Genomic DNA, 18,978 nt, shown 5'->3' with positions numbered 1-18,978 from the left:
TTATGAAAAACTACGTATCAATTATAAAAAAGGGCATGCTTATTTTTTTAATCTGCTTAGCATGGTCTTGTGATAAAGTTAAAAAGAATACTGTGAATCAAGTAGTTGAAAAAGAGCAATTAACAGCAAAAGATATTTTAGGAAATTCTGAATATTTAGCAATGTCTTATGGGGGCTACAGGTATCCTGACCATAGTATTGAACCAACACTAGAAGAGCTAAAAGAGGATATGAAAATTTTATATGCTTTAGGGATTAGAGTTGTTAGAACCTATAAAGTGCATTTACCACAAGCCGAAAATCTGTTAAAAGCTATTAGTGAGTTAAAACAGAAAGATCCAAGTTTTGAAATGTATGTAATGCTTGGTGCTTGGATAGATTGTAAAAATGCATGGACAGATCAAGAACCTATTCATAATGAAGAAAGTGAGGATAATAAACCGCAAATTGAAAAAACGGTTGCATTAGCAAATCAATATCCAGATATCGTAAAAGTTATTGCCGTAGGTAACGAGGCTATGGTTAAATGGGCTGCCAGTTATTATGTAGAACCATGGATTATTTTAAAATGGGTTAATCATCTTCAAGAATTGAAAAAACAAGACAAACTATCTAAAGATCTATGGATTACAAGTTCAGATAATTTTGCATCCTGGGGCGGCGGTGGCGAAGAATACCATGTGGAAGATTTAAATAAATTAATCAAAACAGTAGATTTTCTTTCGGTTCATACTTACCCTATGCATGACACACATTATCAGCCAGAATTTTGGTTAAATCAAGAAGGTTTGGAAGGTAAAACGGATATGGAAAAAATTGAAATCTGCATGTTGAGAGCCAAGAATTATGCTATGATGCAAACTAATAACGTAAAGAAATATATGGAAAGTCTTGGTGTCAATAAACCAATTCATATTGGAGAAACGGGATGGGCAAGTTTTTCTTCTGGGCACTATGGAACTACTGGATCGAAAGCTTGCGATGAGTATAAAGAAGCACTTTACTATAAACACATGAGAGACTGGACTAACGAAGCTGGAATGTCATGTTTTTACTTCGAAGGATTTGACGAACCTTGGAAAGGTGGTGATAATTCTGGAAATTCTGAAAAGCATTTTGGGTTATTCACTGTTGATGGGAAAGCAAAATATGTACTTTGGGATGAAGTAGATAAAGGAACATTTAAAGGATTAACAAGAAATGGAAATACAATAATAAAAACGTATAATGGCGATAAGGAAGCCTTAATGAAAGACGTTGAAGTGCCCCCAACTACTGAAGAATGGCATGCTAGTCAAAACTAGGAGAACATTAAAATAATCATATGAAGAATTTAGAATATATAATGTTAGTCATAGTAACTGTAATTATGATGAGTTGTAACAATGAGGATAAAACACTCGTGGTTGAAGTTTATGAAACTTCGGCTAGTGGTAATAAGCTTACTAAATTGACGGAGTTTCAAAATTTAGAAGTCAAAACAGCTATAAAGTTAAAACCAGAAGAAACACTACAAACAATAACAGGTTTTGGTGGTGCTTTTACCGAATCGTCTGCTTACTTATTAAACAAGCTAAGTAAAGAAAACAGAGATACCATTTTGAAAGCTTATTTTGCTAAGGATGGCGCAAGATATTCGCTTACAAGAACACATATGAATTCTTGCGATTTTTCCGTTTCAAATTATTCTTATGCACCTGTTGAAGGCGACAAGGATTTAGAACATTTTACCATTCAGGAAGATAAAGACGATCTTATTCCGATGATAAAAGACGCCATGGCCGTTTCTGAAGATGGCTTTAAAATTTTTGCATCACCATGGACAGCTGCGCCTTGGATGAAAGACAATAACAGTTGGGTTGGTGGTAAGTTACTTCCAGAATATTATGATACTTGGGCCTTATTCTTTTCAAAATACCTTGACGCTTATAAAGCAGAAGGCATTGATATATGGGGGTTTACAGTTGAAAATGAGCCTATGGGTAATGGGAATAATTGGGAAAGTATGCATTATACACCCGATGAAATGACAAACTTTGTACAACATCATTTAGGACCAAAGCTTGAGGCAGATGGTAAAGGTGATAAGATCATTTTAGGATTCGATCAAAACCGGGCACATTTAAAAGATTGGGTTGATTCTATGTATAAAAATGAAGCAACTTCAAAGTATTTTGACGGAACAGCCATTCATTGGTATGATAGTACCTTCGAAATTTATCCAAATGAATTGCAAAACGCGCATAATAAAGCGCCGAATAAACTTCTAATTCAAACAGAAGCTTGTGTAGATTCTGAAATACCAAAATGGAAAGAGGATGCTTGGTACTGGAGTAAAGAAGCTACTGATTGGGGTTGGGATTGGGCTCCAGAAGATCAAAAACATTTACATCCCAAATACGCTCCTGTTAATCGCTACGCCAGAGATATTATTGGATGCCTAAATAATTGGGTAGATGGTTGGGTAGATTGGAATATGGTATTAGACAGACAAGGTGGTCCAAACTGGTTTAAAAACTGGTGTGTAGCTCCGATAATAGTAGATCCAGATAAGGATGAAGTTTACTTTACCCCTATTTATTATACGATGGCTCATTTTAGTAAATTTATAAGACCAGGCGCTAAAGTTATTGGGGTAGATAATACCGACGATGACCTTATGGTTACAGCAGCTATTAATCCTGACGGAACAACTGTAGTTGTTGCCTTTAACGAAACAGAAACCCCAAAAACTATAAACCTATCATTAAATGAGAAACAAGTAGAGTTTTCAATAGATGATAAAGCGATTCAAACTATTGTGATTCAATAAATCGAAACTAACTAAAAATTTAAATTATGCCAAATGTAAAAACAACCACAGCAAACAGAGTACCACTTGGTCAAAAAGCAGCTTTTGGAGCGGGCCATTTGGTTTTGAACTTATATCCTGGAGCATTAGGGTTCTTCATGTTTTTCTTGCTAACAGCTTTTGGGATGGATCCATTTCTGGCAGGACTTTTAGGTGGATTACCACGATTCTTTGATGCGGTAACCGACCCAATTATGGGATTTATTTCGGATAATACAAGTTCTAAATGGGGAAGACGTAGACCGTATATCTTAGTTGGAGGTATTTTAAGTGCCATTACGTTTGTACTTCTTTGGCAACTTGATGAAAATAATTCAGCAGATTATAATTTTTGGTACTTTCTAATTATGTCAATGGTTTTTCTTATTGGAAATACCATGTTTGCTACACCTCTGGTTGGCTTAGGCTACGAAATGACTTCTGATTATAATGAAAGAACACGTTTAATGGCATTTTCGCAAACAGTAGGTCTTCTAGCTTGGGTAATTGTCCCTTGGTTTTGGGTAATTATTGCTGATCCAAGTTTTTTCAGCAATCAAGCCGAAGGCGTGAGAACAATGGCGATGTATGTTGGAATCGCTTGTCTATTTCTAGGACTTTTACCAGCTATTTTTTGTAGAGGTATGGATTCTGCTAATATGGGCAATAGAAAGAAATTAAGTTTTAAGACGGTATTTACTAATTTAAAAGATTTATTAGTGAGTATAAAAGAGGCTGTAAAAAACAAACCTTTTATGAAATTATGTGGTGCTACTTTTTTAATATTTAACGGGTATCAAATTGTGGCTTCCTTCAGTTTTTTCATTTTTGTTTTTTATATTTTTAATGGAAGCTATGAAGCCACATCAACATGGCCAGCTTGGTTTAGCTCTATTGGAGCATTGGTTTCAGCGTTTTTAGTGATTCCAATTGTATCAAAAATGGCTGAAAAATGGGGAAAAAAGAAGGCTTTCATTATTTCAACTGCTCTTTCTATAGTTGGCTATGCTATGAAGTGGTGGGCTTTTACTCCAGATAATATTTGGCTTTCTTTTATTCCAATACCTCTAATGTCATTTGGCTTAGGAAGTTTATTTACTCTAATGATGAGTATGACTGCCGATGTTTGTGATTTAGATGAACTCGTTAACGGCATGCCAAGGAAAGAGGGTACTTTTGGTGCATTATACTGGTGGGTTGTAAAACTTGGTCAAGGATTAGCCCTTGTTTTAGGAGGTTTGGTATTAAAGCTTATTGGATTTGACGGGAATGCGGCTACACAGACAGTGGATACCATGACAAAATTAAGAATTGCAGATATAGTTATACCTGTTGTTACAGCTGGTTTGGCTATATGGATTATGTGGAAATACAGTCTCTCTGAAGAAAGAGCAAAAGATATCAAGGCTCAATTAGAAGAAAGAAGAGGCGTGTTATAACAATGATACATAGTTAAATAGATTTAAATAACTAAAAAAAAAGTAAGATGTCAGCCAAAATAATAATATTAATAATAGGAGTTTTATTTATCTTAATTGCACTACTAGCTAGTAAAAAAAGTAGCTCAGGTAAGCTAGTGATACCTTTGGGAATCCTTGGTGTTTTAATGATGATATATGGGAGCTATTCGTCAGATTTTGTTAATTATAATACTCAAATTGAACAAGTTTCAACTGGAAATAAGTTAAAGATTAGCGGACCAGTAAATTCTGTAAAAGTTGTTTCTCCGGTGGATAAAGATTCTGTGGATTGTAGGATTTTAACAATGGGCGTTTACCCTGAGTCCAATGAAAATGATATTTGGGTGTTGATTCGCCCAACAGACGACCGTTATTACCCACAATCAGATCACACCAACACCTCTTACAAAAGAGATGGAGAATGGCAAGTTGTGACACGTTTCGGAGGCGATAAAGGTGAAGCTTATGATTTGATTATTTATGAAGCAAATTCAGAAGCGTCATCATTTTTCAGTAACACTATAGCAAAATGGAAGGAAGAAGAAAACTATCCTGGATTACAACTTGAAGAAATACCAACTGGAGCAAAAGAGGTAGATAGAATAAAAATATATGCAAGAAAAAATTGTAGAGGAGTTTTTTAGAGTCAGGTAGCCTTATTATTAACGCATTATTCAAGAATCAAGTTGTCAATTTGATAATTATAAAATCATATAAATAAAATATTAAAAAATGTCTTATAGAGAAGAGTCATATTATAAACGAAGTGGACACAGTCAAATAGCTACTCAAGGGATAAACCTTTCTGATTATTCGTTAGAAGAGTTAAAAGCATTATGGCATAAAACGATGCAAGATGGGTTTCATGGTATATGCTTTAGTATGTACAAGGAAGGACAATCTCCGGGGGATGATATTAGTATGGAACAAGTTGAGCAACGTATTAAAATATTAAAACCTTATGTGGGCGCTATCCGATCGTTTTCATGTATTGAAGGAAATGAATATGTACCAATTATGGCAAAAAAGCATGGTCTTAAAACCTTGGTTGGAGCATGGCTTAGTGATGATAAAGACGATAACGAAAGGGAAATAGAAGGGTTAATTGCACTTGCTAAAGCAGGCCACGTGGATGTTGCTGCTGTTGGTAACGAAGTGCTATATCGCAACGATTTGACTTTAGAAGAATTAGTCGGGTATATTAATCGAGTTAAAGATGCTTTAACGGGATTAGATATTCCGGTAGGCTATGTAGATGCCTATTACGAATTTTCAAGACATCCTATTCTAGTTGAGAGTACAGATGTTGTTTTGGCAAATTTATATCCTTACTGGGAAGGCTGTCCTATCGAGTATGCTTTAGGACATATGCAGGCTATGTATGGTTCTGTTGTAGATGCCGCTCAAGGGAAACCTATTATTATTACCGAAACAGGCTGGCCAAGTGAAGGCGGAGGTCTCGATGGTGCTATAGCTTCTGAAGACGCTGCTATGAAATATTTTATAGATACCGTTAAATGGACCAAGGATAATGATATCCCAATATTTTATTTTTCATCTTTTGACGAATCCTGGAAAACTGGAGATGAAGGTGACGTTGGTGCTTATTGGGGACTTTGGGATAAACATGAGAACTTAAAGTTCTAAGGGCTAATTCAGATTAAAAGCAAAAACCTTCAAATTTAATTTTTATTGCAATTTTTTTATTATAAGATTGTTGGACATGTGTTGTAGTGGCTTTCAAAAGCAAAAAAATTAAATTAAGTTTTCATTTTGTACTACAAACAAGTCGATTATATAAAACGGTAATGTCCGATTTTTAAATGTTTTGTATTCAATACTATAAAAAACAAATGTCAATTAACTAATATTAAATTATGTCAACAATAAATTATGTCAACAATTAATACGGCTTCAAAAAACAAAGTTCCTTTTGGGCAGAAAGTTGCTTTTGGAGTGGGTATGCTTGCCAACCAAATGTTTCCTGCTATACTAAGTATTTTTATGGTAGTGTTAGTACAAGACCTTGGTTTTCCCGGGTGGATGTGGGCTCTTGTATATTTTTTTCCAAGAATATTTGACGCCATCACAGATCCAATAATGGGTTATATTTCAGATAACACAAAATCAAAATGGGGCCGAAGAAGGCAATATGTTTTAATTGGAGGATTGGTGATGGGTATTGCATACATATTTATGTGGCAACTTTTTAGGGGAAATTCCTTACAATTCAATTTTTGGTATTTCTTTTTGTGGTCTGTTGTCTTTTATTTAGGACTTACCATTTTTAGTGTGCCCTACGTGGCCATGGGCTACGAGATGAGTGATGACTTTCATGAACGTACCAATATCATGGCTATTGCTCAGTGGATTGGGCAATGGGCTTGGGTTATAGCGCCTTTATTTTGGATTATTATGTATGATCCAGAATGGTTCCCGTCTGCAGAAATAGCGGTGAGGCAATTGGCAGTATGGGTTGCTATACCCTGTGCCATATGTGCCATGGTTCCTGCAATATTCATTAAAAGTGAGTCTACCTTAAATGAGGATTTTGAGCCCTTGAGCTTTATGGATGTTGTTCGAAGTTTGAAGAAGATTTTCTATACAACTGTTAAAGAGGCATTGAAAATTAAGGAATTTAGAAAATTGTGTGCCGCTACATTTTTAGTATATAATGCGTTTAATACCGTTGCAGCACTTACTTTTTTTGTCATTGTATATAAACTGTTTAATGGCGATGCTGCTGCTAGCGGTATTTGGGTGTCATTATTTGGGTTTTTGGGAGCATTGGGGACTACATTTCTTGTTATACCAGTTGTCGCTCGCATGTCTAAGGTTATGGGAAAGAAAAAAGCGTTCATGGTATCTCAGGCAATTTCGGTTATAGGGTACGTCATGCTATGGTTTCTTTTTGTTCCAGGTAAACCATGGTTGTATATTATTGCACTTCCATTTTTTTCCTTCGGAATAGGTAGCTTATTTACCATAATGATGTCCATGACTGCTGATGTTATCGATATTGATGAATTAAGATCGGGTTTACGAAGAGAAGGTATATTTGGCGCGATTTACTGGTGGATGGTTAAAGTGGGTTTTGCAATTGCAGGAGGATTGAGTGGACTTATTATTGCTATTGTTGGATTTAATCCAGACCTGGCTACTACAGATCAACAATCTGCGGTTGATGGACTTCATGCCTTCTTTTGTTTTTTTCCCATGATAGGAACGCTTCTTGCCATGTATGTGATGCGAAATTATGATATTACAGAAGAACGTGCTCATGAAATACGCGCTGAAATTGATACACGTCAAGAAGCTATTATACCAGAGGTGTCATCATATTATCAAATAGACAAGTTATTATCCTATTCAAATATAGAACTAGATTCAGATAACGATATAGATTTCTCTTCAAAATCACAAGCTGAAATAAAAAGTTTGTTTAAAGATACTTTAAATAATGGCTTACACGGGTTATGTTTTAGTCCATACCTAGAAGATCAGAATATTGGAGATCAACTATCAGAAAATCAAATACATCAAAGAATGGAAATTATTAGGCCTTATGCCAAATGGGTACGTTCTTTTTCTTGTACTGATGGGAACGAGTTTATTCCAATTGTCGCTCATAAAAGCGGCATAAGAACAATGGTTGGTGCTTGGATTGGAAAGGATAAAGCCAAAAACGAAGTGGAGATAAAAGCGTTAATTGATTTGGCAAAAAATGGACATGTAGATATTGCAGTGGTTGGTAATGAGGTTTTGCTTAGAAATGATTTATCTGAAAATGAAATAATGGCTTACATCTATAGAGTAAAAAAGGCATTACCAGATATTCCTGTCGGTTATGTGGATGCATATTATCAATATAATGACCATCCAAAACTTATAGAGGCTTGTGACATAATTTTAGTGAATTGTTACCCATTTTGGGAAGGTTGTGATATAAACAAGTCATTGGCGTATTTAAAGCAAATGTATACCTTTACAAAAAGCTTAGCCAATGGGAAACAAGTTATTATTTCTGAAACAGGTTGGCCAAATAAAGGGGATAGTACAAATAGCGCAGTACCTTCAAAGGAAAACGCCATGAAATACTTTATAAAAGCGAAATCTTGGGCTCAAGAGAATAATATAGGTATGTTTTATTTTTCTTCGTTTGATGAGTCTTGGAAAGTACATCATGAAGGCGATGTTGGACAGCGATGGGGAATATGGGATAAAAATGAAAAACCAAAATACAGCTAATTATGTCGTATAGAGAAGATAGGATAAAATCTTTAGCAGGATTAAATTTAGATAATAAAACCTCCAAAGGGCTAAATAACCTTTTCAAAAGAGTATTAAAAGGCGGGATGCATGGCTTATGTTTTAGCCCTTATGAAGAGGGTCAAGAACCGGGTGAACAAATTACCGAGAAACAGATTAGGCGTCGAATGAAAATTATTAAACCCTATACAAAATGGATTCGATCTTTTTCTTGTACAGATGGAAATGAGGCTATCCCTAGAATTGCCAAAGAGTTTGGTATTAAAACTTTGGTTGGCGCTTGGTTAGGTGATGATGCAGAGATTAATAAAAAAGAAATAGCAGGACTAATAAAGTTAGCAAAGGAGGGTTATGTAGATATTGCTGCTGTAGGGAATGAAGTGATGTATAGAAATGACTTAACAGAAGATGAGCTATTGGCTTTTATGTATGAAGTTAAAGAAGCCATTCCAGAAATTCCTATGGGTTATGTAGACGCTTATTATGAGTTTAGCCACAGACCAAGAATTACCGAAGCTTGCGATGTTATTTTGGCTAATTGTTACCCGTATTGGGAAGGTTGTAGTCAGGAATACGCATTAGTTTATATGCGTGATATGTATAATCAAGCAAAAGACGCTGGACATGGGAAAAAGGTCATTATTACCGAAACAGGATGGCCTTCGTTTGGCGAAGGACTTCAAGGCGCTGTACCCTCACATAAAAATGCTTTGAAATATTTTATAAATTCACAAGTATGGTCTTCTGCAGATGATATTGATATGTTTTATTTTTCATCTTTTGATGAATCATGGAAAGTAGGCGCAGAAGGTGATGTTGGTGCTTATTGGGGTTTATGGGATAAAGATGAAAAATTAAAATTTTAAACCATCTAAATTAAAAAAAGAGCCTTCTTTTGTTTAAATTTTCATCCAAAGCTCGTTTTTGTAAGTTATTCGAATCTTTTTTTTTATTCTTTACATAAAGATATAGAATTTCATATTTTTAGTAAAATAATTTCATTTTAAATGAAATGTCTTCAATTTATATAAAACTAATGGCATGAATATAAATTCTGTTTATTTTAAAATAAGTTTTTTTCTATTTATTTTAACGGTTTCTTGTGAAAGTGGTCCATCTCGAGATCTTCACCCAGAAACACTTAAAGGAGGCTTTGCATTGCTTGATTCTGAAAAAACAGGAATTGATTTTAATAATGCAATTAAGGAGTCACAAAAAGTAAATCATTTATACTACAATCAAATTTATAGTGGTGCAGGAGTAGCGATAGGCGACATTAATAACGACGGATTATCAGATATTTTTTTCTGTGGAAACCAAGTATCAGATAGGTTATATTTAAATAAAGGCGACTTTAAGTTTGAAGATATCACCAAAAAATCTAGAGCGGCAAGAAATTCTGGTTGGTCTTGGGGTGTTACTATGGCAGATGTAAATTCAGATGGTTATCTGGATATATATGTTAGCAGAAATGGAGAGTCTATGGTTCCAGACGACAGAAAAAATCAACTATATATCAATAATCAAGATCTTACATTTACAGAATCTGCTATGGCTTATGGATTGGCTGATGCCGGTTTTTCTTCACAAGCCGTGTTTTTTGATATGGATAATGATGGCGACTTAGATATGTATCAAGTCAATCAGCTTCCAGATGCAAGATTGTACATGCGTTATATTAATATTCCTAAAGAGCGCGAAATTTATTATTCAGATAAATTATATAAAAATGAGAATGGAAAGTATTACGATGTATCTAAGCAAGCAGGTATATCTCGTGAATTAGCTTATGGATTAAGTGTTAGTGCTTCCGATTTTAACAATGATGGTTGGGTAGATCTATATGTTTCCAACGATTATGATGGACCCGATTTCATGTATTATAACAATGGTGATGGGACATTTAAAAATGTTATTAATGATAAGCTAAAACATATTTCACAGTTTAGCATGGGTACAGATACTGGCGATGTTAATAATGACGGATTTACAGATTTAATTACTTTAGATATGGCTGCTGCAGATCATTACAGGTCTAAAACCAATATGGGCTCAATGAGTTCAGAAAAATTTAATCAAATGGTTGATCTTGGCGGGCATCATCAGTATATGACAAATACCTTGCAAATTAACACGAATGGTAAGAATTTTTCTGATATATCAAACATGGTAGGAATCGCGAAAACAGATTGGAGTTGGGCAGGCTTATTAGTGGATATGGATAACGATGGATTAAAAGATATTATGATATCCAATGGCGTTAAAAAGGACGTGAGGAATAATGATTTTTTAACCATAATAAATGAAAAACTAGAAACAGGGTCACAAGATTTTTTTGCTATGTCAAAACAGGCCCCTTCTGTTCCGCTTTCAAATTATATTTATAAAAATAAAGGAAATTTAGAATTTGATAAAGTGACCAAAGACTGGGGTTTTGATACACCTAGTTTTTCTAGTGGTATGGCTTATGGTGATTTAGATAATGATGGCGATTTAGATGTTGTTATAAATAATATGGAAAGGTCTGCTTTTGTTTATGAAAACAAAGCAACAGGTAATTTTTTAAAGATTTCTTTAGAAGGCTCAGAAAACAACACATTTGGTTATGGGGCAAAAGCAAAAATTCATCATAATGGTAAGATACAGGTTTTGGAAAATACAGTTTCCAGAGGCTATTTATCTTCAGTAGAACCAGGTTTGTTTTTCGGATTGGGTAAAGATGTAGAAGTTGATAAAATAGAAGTTTTTTGGCCAGACGGAAAGACGAATGTATTTAAAGACATAAGCGCCAATATTGAAATAACTGCAAAATACTCTAAAGCGATAAAAAGTGAAAAATCAACTAACGTAAACGACACTCAGTCAATATTATCAAGAATTGAACCTTCAGATCTTGGAATCACTTTTACGCATATAGAAAATGAATACGATGAATATCAGGAAGAGGTTTTATTACCCCATAATGTCTCACAAAACGGACCTTTTACCACTATCGCAGACGTAAATTCAGATGGTACTGAAGATTTATTTATTGGCGGTGCTGCTGGACAAAGCGGTAGGTTATACCTTCAAAATACTAAAGGTGTTTTTGAGGAGAGTAAATCACAACCTTGGCAATTAGACAAAGCATCTGAGGACCTACAAGCCGTTTTTTTTGATATAGATAATGATGCAGACCTAGATTTATATGTAACCAGTGGAGGAAGCGAGTATAAAAGAGGAAACCCGTTGTTAAACGACAGGTTGTATATTAATAATGGCTCTGGAGACTTTACCAAAAGTAATAATGCCTTACCAAATATATTTGAAAGCTCTCAGTGTATAAAGGTATCGGATATAGATAAAGATGGCGATTTAGATATTTTTGTTGGAACCCGACTAATCTCTGGAAAATACGGCTTCCCTCCTAGCAGCTATTTTCTTATTAATGACGAAGGCAAATTTAGAAAATCTGTAAAAGACACTGCTCCAAGTATAGAACATATGGGTATGGTTACAGATGCGGTTTTTACAGATATTGATAATGATAAAGATGACGACCTTATAATTGTTGGCGAATGGATGAATATAGAAGTTTTAAAAAATGAAGACGGAAAATTTATTAATAGGTCAGAAGATTTTGGTCTTAAGAATTCTAGGGGTATTTGGTGGTCTATTACAGCTAGTGATTTAGATAACGATGGAGATGAGGATTACATTATTGGAAATCTTGGTTTAAATAATAAATTTAAAGCCTCCAAGGAACATCCTTTTAAGTTATATGTTAATGATTTTGATAACAACGGAACCAATGATATTGTTTTAGCAAAATTTTATAAAGATGATTATGTGCCCGTGAGAGGGCGGGAATGTACGAGCCAACAAATGCCTTATGTGGCAGAAAAGTTTAAAGACTACCATAGTTTTGCATCCTCTAATTTGGTTGATATATTGCCAGAAGATAAAGTAAGCGATGCCGTAGTTTATGAAATAGAAAGCTTCGAAAGTATTCTTTTAATTAACGATAATGGTACTTTAAAAAGACAAGTATTGCCTAAACAATTACAAATAGCACCTATTAAATCCTCGTTGGTTATAGATATTAATGGCGATGGAAACAAGGACATTCTAACCGTAGGGAATCATTTTGGTGTTGAGGTCGAAACCACTCGGTATGATGCTGGTATTGGTGCAATACTTCTTGGAGATGGTAATAATAATTTCGAATATATAGACCCTATAAAGAGTGGATACAATTTGCCTTACGATAGTAGAGATATTAAGGTTTTAAAGAAAGAAAACAAAAATGTAATTTTTGTTACAAATAATAATGAGGCTATTTCAATATATAATCTTAATAAATAACAGTTTCAATGGAGTATCTTTTTTAACTTTTAAGGCATTGAAATACAATGTTATAATAGTTTTAGTGCTACTATAAAACCAAAAAAAATATAGGGTTGGAGTTCTTTTTCCTGAATTTTATTAATTTTTTTTTCATAGTGCATAGTCCTTGTTTATAAAACTCCTTCCGTTTTAATTTTCTACCACTACATTACCACTACAAGCGCCCTTTTCTCAACACTTTTAATAATATCGAAATGTTATAAAAGTGCTTAAAAGCATTATAAAAACAAGTCTTATTGAAAGATTAGTAACAATACATTGTTTTTTTTGATATGTATGTTTTTTGTTGCGGTTCGTTTTGAATAAAAATCAAAAAAACCTCATTAAATTTAAGAAATTACTAAATAAGTTCAATAAAAATTATTAATTAAAACAATTCATTATGAAAAAAATTACTTTATTATTAATCCTTTTGACTATGTCATTTGGATACTCTCAAACATTGCCTTTAGATTTTAGTGATCCTGGACAGGCCTTCACATGGGATTCTGCCAACCCAGATCCTAATTTGGGAGCTGCTACAATTAATGTAACTACTGAAAAATTAGAGCTTTTTGGCAATGCAGGAGCATGGGACAACGCTTTTATTGACTTTACTGGAGGAGATGTTGTTGATCTTTCAATGGAGCTAAATAACACAATTAGTTTTACAATGGATCCTTTATCTACGCTACCCGAAATGGAAGTTCGTACGCACAGAATCAGATTGACTACTTCTGCTGGTACCCATGAAGTACCTTTTACAACAACTGGTGATGCTGAACAAACAATTCTTATTAATCCCGGAGTTCTTGGAAATATGACGCAACTAAGAATTTTTATAGATGCTGGTGTAGATGGTCCTAATGGAAATTATGCTATAGATGATATTCAAGTTGTTGCAGATCCTGCACCCACGTGTACTGATGGCATTATGAATGGTGATGAAGAAGGTATAGATTGTGGAGGTACAGGTGGTTGTCCAGATTGTCCTGGTCCTCCAGATACCGCCGCAACAACCCCTGCTAGAGATCAAGCTGATGTTTTATCAATTTATAGCGATGCATATACCACTCCTCCACCTTCAAACGGGACTCAAGTTTTTGCAGGAGCCACATTAAACGGTATAACAGTAGAATCTAACAATACTTTAGAATTAATTACTCCTCTCGCAGGAGGTGGTTTTCAAAACCAGTATTTTGCTGATGGAGCTGTTCAGCCAATAGATTTATCTGCGTTTACACACATACACATGGATATTTATTTTAATGGTACACCAATTGAAGGCTCTATTTTTCAAGTTATCGTACAAGATTATTCAGCTGGTGGGGCTGTTAACATAAGAGACGCCTTTGATGTAAACGGATTAGCTACTGACCAATGGCACTCAATAGACGCTCTTTTTACCGATTTTGTTGAGAATCCTACGGCAGCTAGAACTCAGGTTTCACAACTTATCTTTAGTCAGGCAGGACCGCTTTTTGGGGATATTTATTTGGATAACATCTATTTTTATACAGAAGCTACTGCAAGTGTTGATGATAATAATTTAGCTAAATTTAAAATCTTTCCTAACCCAACACAAGATAGCTGGACAGTTAAAACAGAAACCACTAATATAACTTCAATTACAGTTTTTAATGTGTTAGGTAAAAGCGTATTATCGATAACGCCAAATACAAAAGAAGCAACAATTAATGGTTCTAGTTTAAAAACAGGATTATACTTTGCTCAAGTAAAAACCGCTCAAGGCATGAGTAGCTTAAAGCTAGTTAAAAGATAGTTTATTAATTTATTTAGAAGTTTGTAAAAAGCGCATGATTTTATATCACGCGCTTTTTTTATTTGTTAGGTTGAAGCTTCTATAGGTTTTAAATATTTCTTTACTTTGTATAAAAGTATTACATCTTATGTTTGATGATATTTTAACAGCCATACCCTTCGGCATTATACTTGCCTTTACTATTGGGCCTGTATTTTTTGTGCTCTTGGAAACAAGTGCAACAAAAGGGTTTAGGAGTGCTTTAATATTTGATTTAGGTGTTATTCTAGCAGATATTATCTTTATAGTCATCGCTTTTTACAGTACTAATAATTTAAGAGGAAAAATTGGAAACGACCCTAGTTTTTTAATTTTTGGAGGTGTTTTATTAATAGTTTATGGTGTTATTTCCTTTGTAAAAACATCAAAATCATTCAGATCTATAGTAAAAGAATATCATAAAGTCGAAATTCAAAAAGACTACGGAAAACTGTTTATTAAAGGCTTTCTCCTTAATTTCATAAATATTGGAGTTTTATTAGGTTGGCTAGGGTTTATTGTATTAGGCGATTCTTTAACAACTTCAGAACATGGTGGTATCATTTTTATAATTTCAATGCTAGCATCTTATTTTATTTCAGATTTAGTTAAAATAGTAATTGCCAAAAGGCTTAAAGCGAAATTAACGCCACGGCTCATTTTTAAAACCAAAAAAGTTATTGCTATAGTCATACTAGGTTTTGGGATTTTATTATTCGTTCAAGGCCTTTTTCCAGAAGCTTATGAGAAGAACAAAGAGAAGTTGGAAAAAATAAGCCCCATAAAAGAAAAATTTTAAGGATAAGTTCAACCATACTTTATTTTATAAAAATTTATCATAGAAAGGACTTTTAAGAAACACTTGAATGTTCATTGAAGCGTCGAACGGATTCGAAAAAAAATCTAGATTGAAGGTTTTGCTTCGCTTTAATTAATTTTTTATAAAAATTTAAACAAAAAAAAGCTTCCAGAATAACTGAAAGCTTTTGAGGCGTCGAGCGGATTCGAACCGCTGTAGAAGGTTTTGCAGACCTCTGCCTAGCCACTCGGCCACGACGCCATAATTTTTTTAGTATTTCAGATGGAATTTAAAAACCTCCTAAAACAAGATTTTCAAATGATTGCCAAAATCTGCTGCAAATGTATAAAAAATTGTGACTTTTTCTTATTTAAAATCACTTTTTACGTTTATCAGTCATTTTTATAGTGACTCTTTCAACATCACCACCAATTGGCGGATTAAGTTTACTAACCCAGACCGTTGCTTTTTTAACTAGTGTATCTTCATTAAAAATTCTATTTAATATCCGTTTAGCCACAGTTTCTAGTAAATGAGAAGCAGTATCCATTTCTTCTTTAATAACGCGATTCAAAAACACATAATCAACAGTATCAGTTAGTTTATCTGTATTTGCTGAGGTTTGTAAATCGGCTTTAACCTCTAAATCAACCCGATAATCGCTACCTATTTTAGTTTCTTCTTTCAAACAACCATGATACGCAAATACACGAATATTTTCAACTTTTATAATTCCCATTATCAAACAATTTAAGTCAGCAAAATTACCTAATTTTGTACAATATTTTTGTTTAATGGGTTGGTTTTTATTGAGCTCATCCCGCACAGTAACCTATTTTATGTCTGAAGAAAGAAAATCACTCCATTTTATTGAGCAAATTATAGAAGAAGATTTAGCAAACGGGATGTCTAAAAACAGCCTTCGTTTTCGTTTTCCTCCAGAACCAAATGGGTATTTACATATAGGGCACACTAAAGCCATTGGTATTAGTTTTGGTTTGGGTGAGTATTATAATGCGCCTGTAAACCTAAGATTTGATGATACTAATCCCGCTAAAGAAGAACAAGAATACGTAGATGCGATAAAAGAAGATATTGCTTGGTTAGGGTATAAATGGGATAAGGAATTATTTTCTTCAGATTATTTTCAACAATTATACGATTGGGCAGTCTATTTAATTAAAGAAGGAAAAGCTTATGTAGACTCTCAATCTAGCGAAGCTATGGCTGAACAAAAGGGCACACCAACCCAACCAGGTATTGATGGGCCTTACAGAAATAGAAGTATTGAAGAGAATTTAGATTTATTTGAACGCATGAAAGCTGGTGAGTTTAATGAAGGTGAGCATATTTTACGCGCTAAAATAGACATGCAACATGTTAATATGCTAATGCGCGACCCAATTATGTATCGTGTTTTAAAAAAGCATCATCACAGAACAGCTAATGATTGGTGTATATACCCAATGTATGACTGGACACATGGTGAGAGCGATTATATAGAGCAAATATCACATTCGCTATGTTCACTTGAGTTTAAGCCTCACAGAGAGCTTTATGATTGGTTTTTGGACCAAGTTGTCGATGCAGACAAATTAAGGCCAAAGCAACGCGAATTTGCCCGTTTAAACCTTAGTTACACCATTATGAGCAAACGTAAGTTGCTTAAATTGGTTGAAGATGGTGTTGTAAATGGATGGGACGACCCAAGAATGCCAACAATTTCTGGCTTACGCCGAAGAGGCTATACGCCAAATGCCATCAGAAAATTTGTAGAAACTGTTGGCGTTGCGAAGCGAGAAAATATTATTGATGTATCGCTTTTAGAATTCTGTATTCGTGAAGATTTAAACAAAACAGCGCCTCGTGTTATGGCGGTTTTAAATCCTGTAAAGCTTGTAATTACTAATTATCCTGAGGATAAGGTAGAGTGGCTGGATGCTGAAAATAATCAAGAAGATGAAAGTGCAGGCTTTAGAAAAGTGCCTTTTTCACGGGAATTATACATTGAAAAAGAAGATTTTAAAGAAGAAGCTAGCAATAAGTTTTTTAGATTAAAGCTAGGCGGTGAAGTGCGTCTTAAAAATGCCTACATCATTAAAGCGGAAAGTGTTTTAAAAGACGCTGATGGACATATTACTGAAATACATTGCACCTATTCTGAAGCTACTGAACGAAGGATAAAAGGGACACTACATTGGGTATCTATTGCCCATGCTGAAAAAGCTGAAGTTAGAGAATACGACAGGTTATTTGTAGATGAAGCACCAGACAGTCATCCTGATAAAGACTTTATGGAATTCATTAATCCAAAGTCATTAAAAATTATTGAAGCCTTTGTTGAGCCAAGTTTAAAAGATGCTAAAATAGGAGACAGATTTCAGTTTCAACGTTTAGGCTATTTTAATGTTGATGACGACTCTACTTCAGATCAATTAGTATTCAACAAAACCGTTGGATTGCGTGATACTTGGGCAAAGGTTAAGCCGCAACAAACCACAAATCAAAACCAGCAAAAACAACCACAACAAAATAACAGGTCTGCTATCGAGCAAATAAAATCCTATGGTAAAAAGTATGATAGATTGCCAGACGATAAACGAGCTGAAGCTAAAGTAGAACTCCAAAAATTAGCTAAAAACGTAAGTTATGATGAAGTTGAACCATTGTTTAATACGTCAGTAAAAAAATCAGGGACACGTATTATCACAATGATTACGCTTGGTGTTTTATTAAAAAATGGCTTAGAAAAAAACGACGCCATAAACGATTTTATAGCTAAAGCTTTAGAAGATAAAAATGCCTTGTTAGTAGAAGAAGCAAAAGCTATTTCTTAGAAATCAATTAAGTTTCATGTGTTTATTAAGCTAGTGTTAGTCGGTAATGATTTTTTGTAGTATTTATTTTTTTGTATATTTAGTTACTAACTAAAACTAAAATAACATGGATTTTTTAAATTTTCCTGCAATTCTTGTTGCAGCAGTTTCGGCATTAGTTGTCGGCTTTATTTGGTATAATCCGAAAGTGTTTGGAAATACTTGGATGAAAGAAGCTGGCATGACAGATGAAGCTATAAAAGGTGGAAACATGTCAAAAATTTTTATTCTTGCTTTCATTTTTGCTGTTCTATTAGCTATGACTATGATGCAGATGAGTATCCATCAAACAGGCGCTTTGAGTTTGATAGGAGGCGATGCTAGCAAAGCGCTACCATCTTACACCGCATTTATGGCTGACTATGGTGACGCTTTTAGAACGTATAAACATGGCGCACTTCATGGTGTATTAGCAGGCTTTTTTGTGGCCTTACCAATTATTGGCACTAATGCTTTATTTGAACGTAAGAGCGGTAAATATATCGTCATTAATGCTGGGTACTGGGTTGTAACTTTAGGTATTATGGGTGCTATTGTATGCGGATGGAAATAATCTTTTTGTAAAGTTTTAACATATT

General features: G+C 34.3%; 13 protein-coding genes and 1 tRNA gene. 12 read left to right on the top strand and 2 right to left on the bottom strand.

Annotated features, from left to right (window positions below):
- Window positions 1-2: 2 nt before the first annotated feature.
- From P8K68_RS13235 to P8K68_RS13190, 10 genes are all read left to right on the top strand, one after another.
- Entirely contained in the window at window positions 3-1,304 is a 1,302-nt protein-coding gene (locus P8K68_RS13235; protein ID WP_300251862.1) for a glycosyl hydrolase family 17 protein, read from the top strand.
- A gap of 20 nt (window positions 1,305-1,324) precedes the next feature.
- Window positions 1,325-2,812 carry a glycoside hydrolase family 30 protein gene (locus P8K68_RS13230; RefSeq protein WP_300251860.1) on the top strand — a complete coding sequence of 496 codons (1,488 nt, stop codon included), beginning with the start codon at window positions 1,325-1,327 and terminating at the stop codon, window positions 2,810-2,812.
- A gap of 26 nt (window positions 2,813-2,838) precedes the next feature.
- Window positions 2,839-4,269, top strand: coding sequence for an MFS transporter (locus P8K68_RS13225; RefSeq protein WP_300251857.1), 1,431 nt, complete (start codon window positions 2,839-2,841; stop codon window positions 4,267-4,269).
- A gap of 47 nt (window positions 4,270-4,316) precedes the next feature.
- On the top strand, window positions 4,317-4,934 hold the full coding sequence (locus tag P8K68_RS13220; RefSeq protein ID WP_300251855.1) for a hypothetical protein: 618 nt from the start codon (window positions 4,317-4,319) through the stop codon (window positions 4,932-4,934).
- Between the two features lie 88 nt (window positions 4,935-5,022).
- On the top strand, window positions 5,023-5,937 hold the full coding sequence (locus tag P8K68_RS13215; RefSeq protein ID WP_300251853.1) for a glycosyl hydrolase family 17 protein: 915 nt from the start codon (window positions 5,023-5,025) through the stop codon (window positions 5,935-5,937).
- Between the two features lie 246 nt (window positions 5,938-6,183).
- The gene (locus tag P8K68_RS13210) at window positions 6,184-8,538 is read left to right on the top strand and encodes an MFS transporter (RefSeq protein ID WP_300251851.1); all 2,355 of its coding nucleotides are present in this window, start codon (window positions 6,184-6,186) and stop codon (window positions 8,536-8,538) included.
- A gap of 2 nt (window positions 8,539-8,540) precedes the next feature.
- Entirely contained in the window at window positions 8,541-9,425 is an 885-nt protein-coding gene (locus P8K68_RS13205) for a glycosyl hydrolase family 17 protein (protein ID WP_300251849.1), read from the top strand.
- 175 nt (window positions 9,426-9,600) lie between these two features.
- Window positions 9,601-12,903, top strand: coding sequence for a VCBS repeat-containing protein (locus P8K68_RS13200; protein ID WP_300251847.1), 3,303 nt, complete (start codon window positions 9,601-9,603; stop codon window positions 12,901-12,903).
- 424 nt (window positions 12,904-13,327) lie between these two features.
- Window positions 13,328-14,707: a T9SS type A sorting domain-containing protein gene (locus P8K68_RS13195; protein ID WP_300251846.1), complete on the top strand. Its 1,380-nt coding sequence runs from the start codon at window positions 13,328-13,330 to the stop codon at window positions 14,705-14,707.
- A 127-nt stretch (window positions 14,708-14,834) separates the two neighbouring features.
- Window positions 14,835-15,524 (top strand): LysE family transporter, encoded by a 690-nt coding sequence (locus P8K68_RS13190; RefSeq protein ID WP_300251844.1) that lies wholly within the window; start codon window positions 14,835-14,837, stop codon window positions 15,522-15,524.
- Window positions 15,525-15,714: 190 nt separating this feature from the next.
- Here the strand turns inward: P8K68_RS13190 and P8K68_RS13185 are convergent.
- Both P8K68_RS13185 and folB read right to left on the bottom strand, forming a co-directional pair.
- Window positions 15,715-15,785 (bottom strand) — tRNA-Cys (locus P8K68_RS13185).
- Window positions 15,786-15,900: 115 nt separating this feature from the next.
- Window positions 15,901-16,263: a dihydroneopterin aldolase gene (gene folB, locus P8K68_RS13180; protein WP_300251841.1), complete on the bottom strand. Its 363-nt coding sequence runs from the start codon at window positions 16,261-16,263 to the stop codon at window positions 15,901-15,903.
- A gap of 100 nt (window positions 16,264-16,363) precedes the next feature.
- Between folB and P8K68_RS13175 the strand changes: the two genes are divergently transcribed.
- A complete protein-coding gene (locus P8K68_RS13175; RefSeq protein WP_300251839.1) occupies window positions 16,364-18,361 on the top strand; it encodes a glutamine--tRNA ligase/YqeY domain fusion protein in 1,998 nt (665 codons plus the stop codon).
- A gap of 106 nt (window positions 18,362-18,467) precedes the next feature.
- Window positions 18,468-18,953 carry a DUF1761 domain-containing protein gene (locus tag P8K68_RS13170; protein WP_300251836.1) on the top strand — a complete coding sequence of 162 codons (486 nt, stop codon included), beginning with the start codon at window positions 18,468-18,470 and terminating at the stop codon, window positions 18,951-18,953.
- The last annotated feature ends 25 nt before the right edge of the window (window positions 18,954-18,978 follow it).

Origin of the sequence: Algibacter sp. (assembly GCF_029245835.1) — a bacterium.
Taxonomy (GTDB): domain Bacteria; phylum Bacteroidota; class Bacteroidia; order Flavobacteriales; family Flavobacteriaceae; genus Algibacter_B.
This window is presented reverse-complemented; position numbering and strand designations above follow the sequence as displayed.

Bases quoted from the DNA above. Each gene is read 5' to 3' on its own strand.
- P8K68_RS13175 (WP_300251839.1), top strand. From the start codon at position 16,364: ATGTCTGAAGAAAGAAAATCACTCCATTTTATTGAGCAAATTATAGAA.
- P8K68_RS13210 (WP_300251851.1), top strand. From the start codon at position 6,184: ATGTCAACAATTAATACGGCTTCAAAAAACAAAGTTCCTTTTGGGCAG.
- P8K68_RS13235 (WP_300251862.1), top strand. From the start codon at position 3: ATGAAAAACTACGTATCAATTATAAAAAAGGGCATGCTTATTTTTTTA.
- P8K68_RS13190 (WP_300251844.1), top strand. From the start codon at position 14,835: ATGTTTGATGATATTTTAACAGCCATACCCTTCGGCATTATACTTGCC.
- P8K68_RS13215 (WP_300251853.1), top strand. From the start codon at position 5,023: ATGTCTTATAGAGAAGAGTCATATTATAAACGAAGTGGACACAGTCAA.
- P8K68_RS13200 (WP_300251847.1), top strand. From the start codon at position 9,601: ATGAATATAAATTCTGTTTATTTTAAAATAAGTTTTTTTCTATTTATT.
- P8K68_RS13205 (WP_300251849.1), top strand. From the start codon at position 8,541: ATGTCGTATAGAGAAGATAGGATAAAATCTTTAGCAGGATTAAATTTA.
- folB (WP_300251841.1), bottom strand. From the start codon at position 16,263: ATGGGAATTATAAAAGTTGAAAATATTCGTGTATTTGCGTATCATGGT.
- P8K68_RS13225 (WP_300251857.1), top strand. From the start codon at position 2,839: ATGCCAAATGTAAAAACAACCACAGCAAACAGAGTACCACTTGGTCAA.
- P8K68_RS13230 (WP_300251860.1), top strand. From the start codon at position 1,325: ATGAAGAATTTAGAATATATAATGTTAGTCATAGTAACTGTAATTATG.
- P8K68_RS13170 (WP_300251836.1), top strand. From the start codon at position 18,468: ATGGATTTTTTAAATTTTCCTGCAATTCTTGTTGCAGCAGTTTCGGCA.
- P8K68_RS13220 (WP_300251855.1), top strand. From the start codon at position 4,317: ATGTCAGCCAAAATAATAATATTAATAATAGGAGTTTTATTTATCTTA.
- P8K68_RS13195 (WP_300251846.1), top strand. From the start codon at position 13,328: ATGAAAAAAATTACTTTATTATTAATCCTTTTGACTATGTCATTTGGA.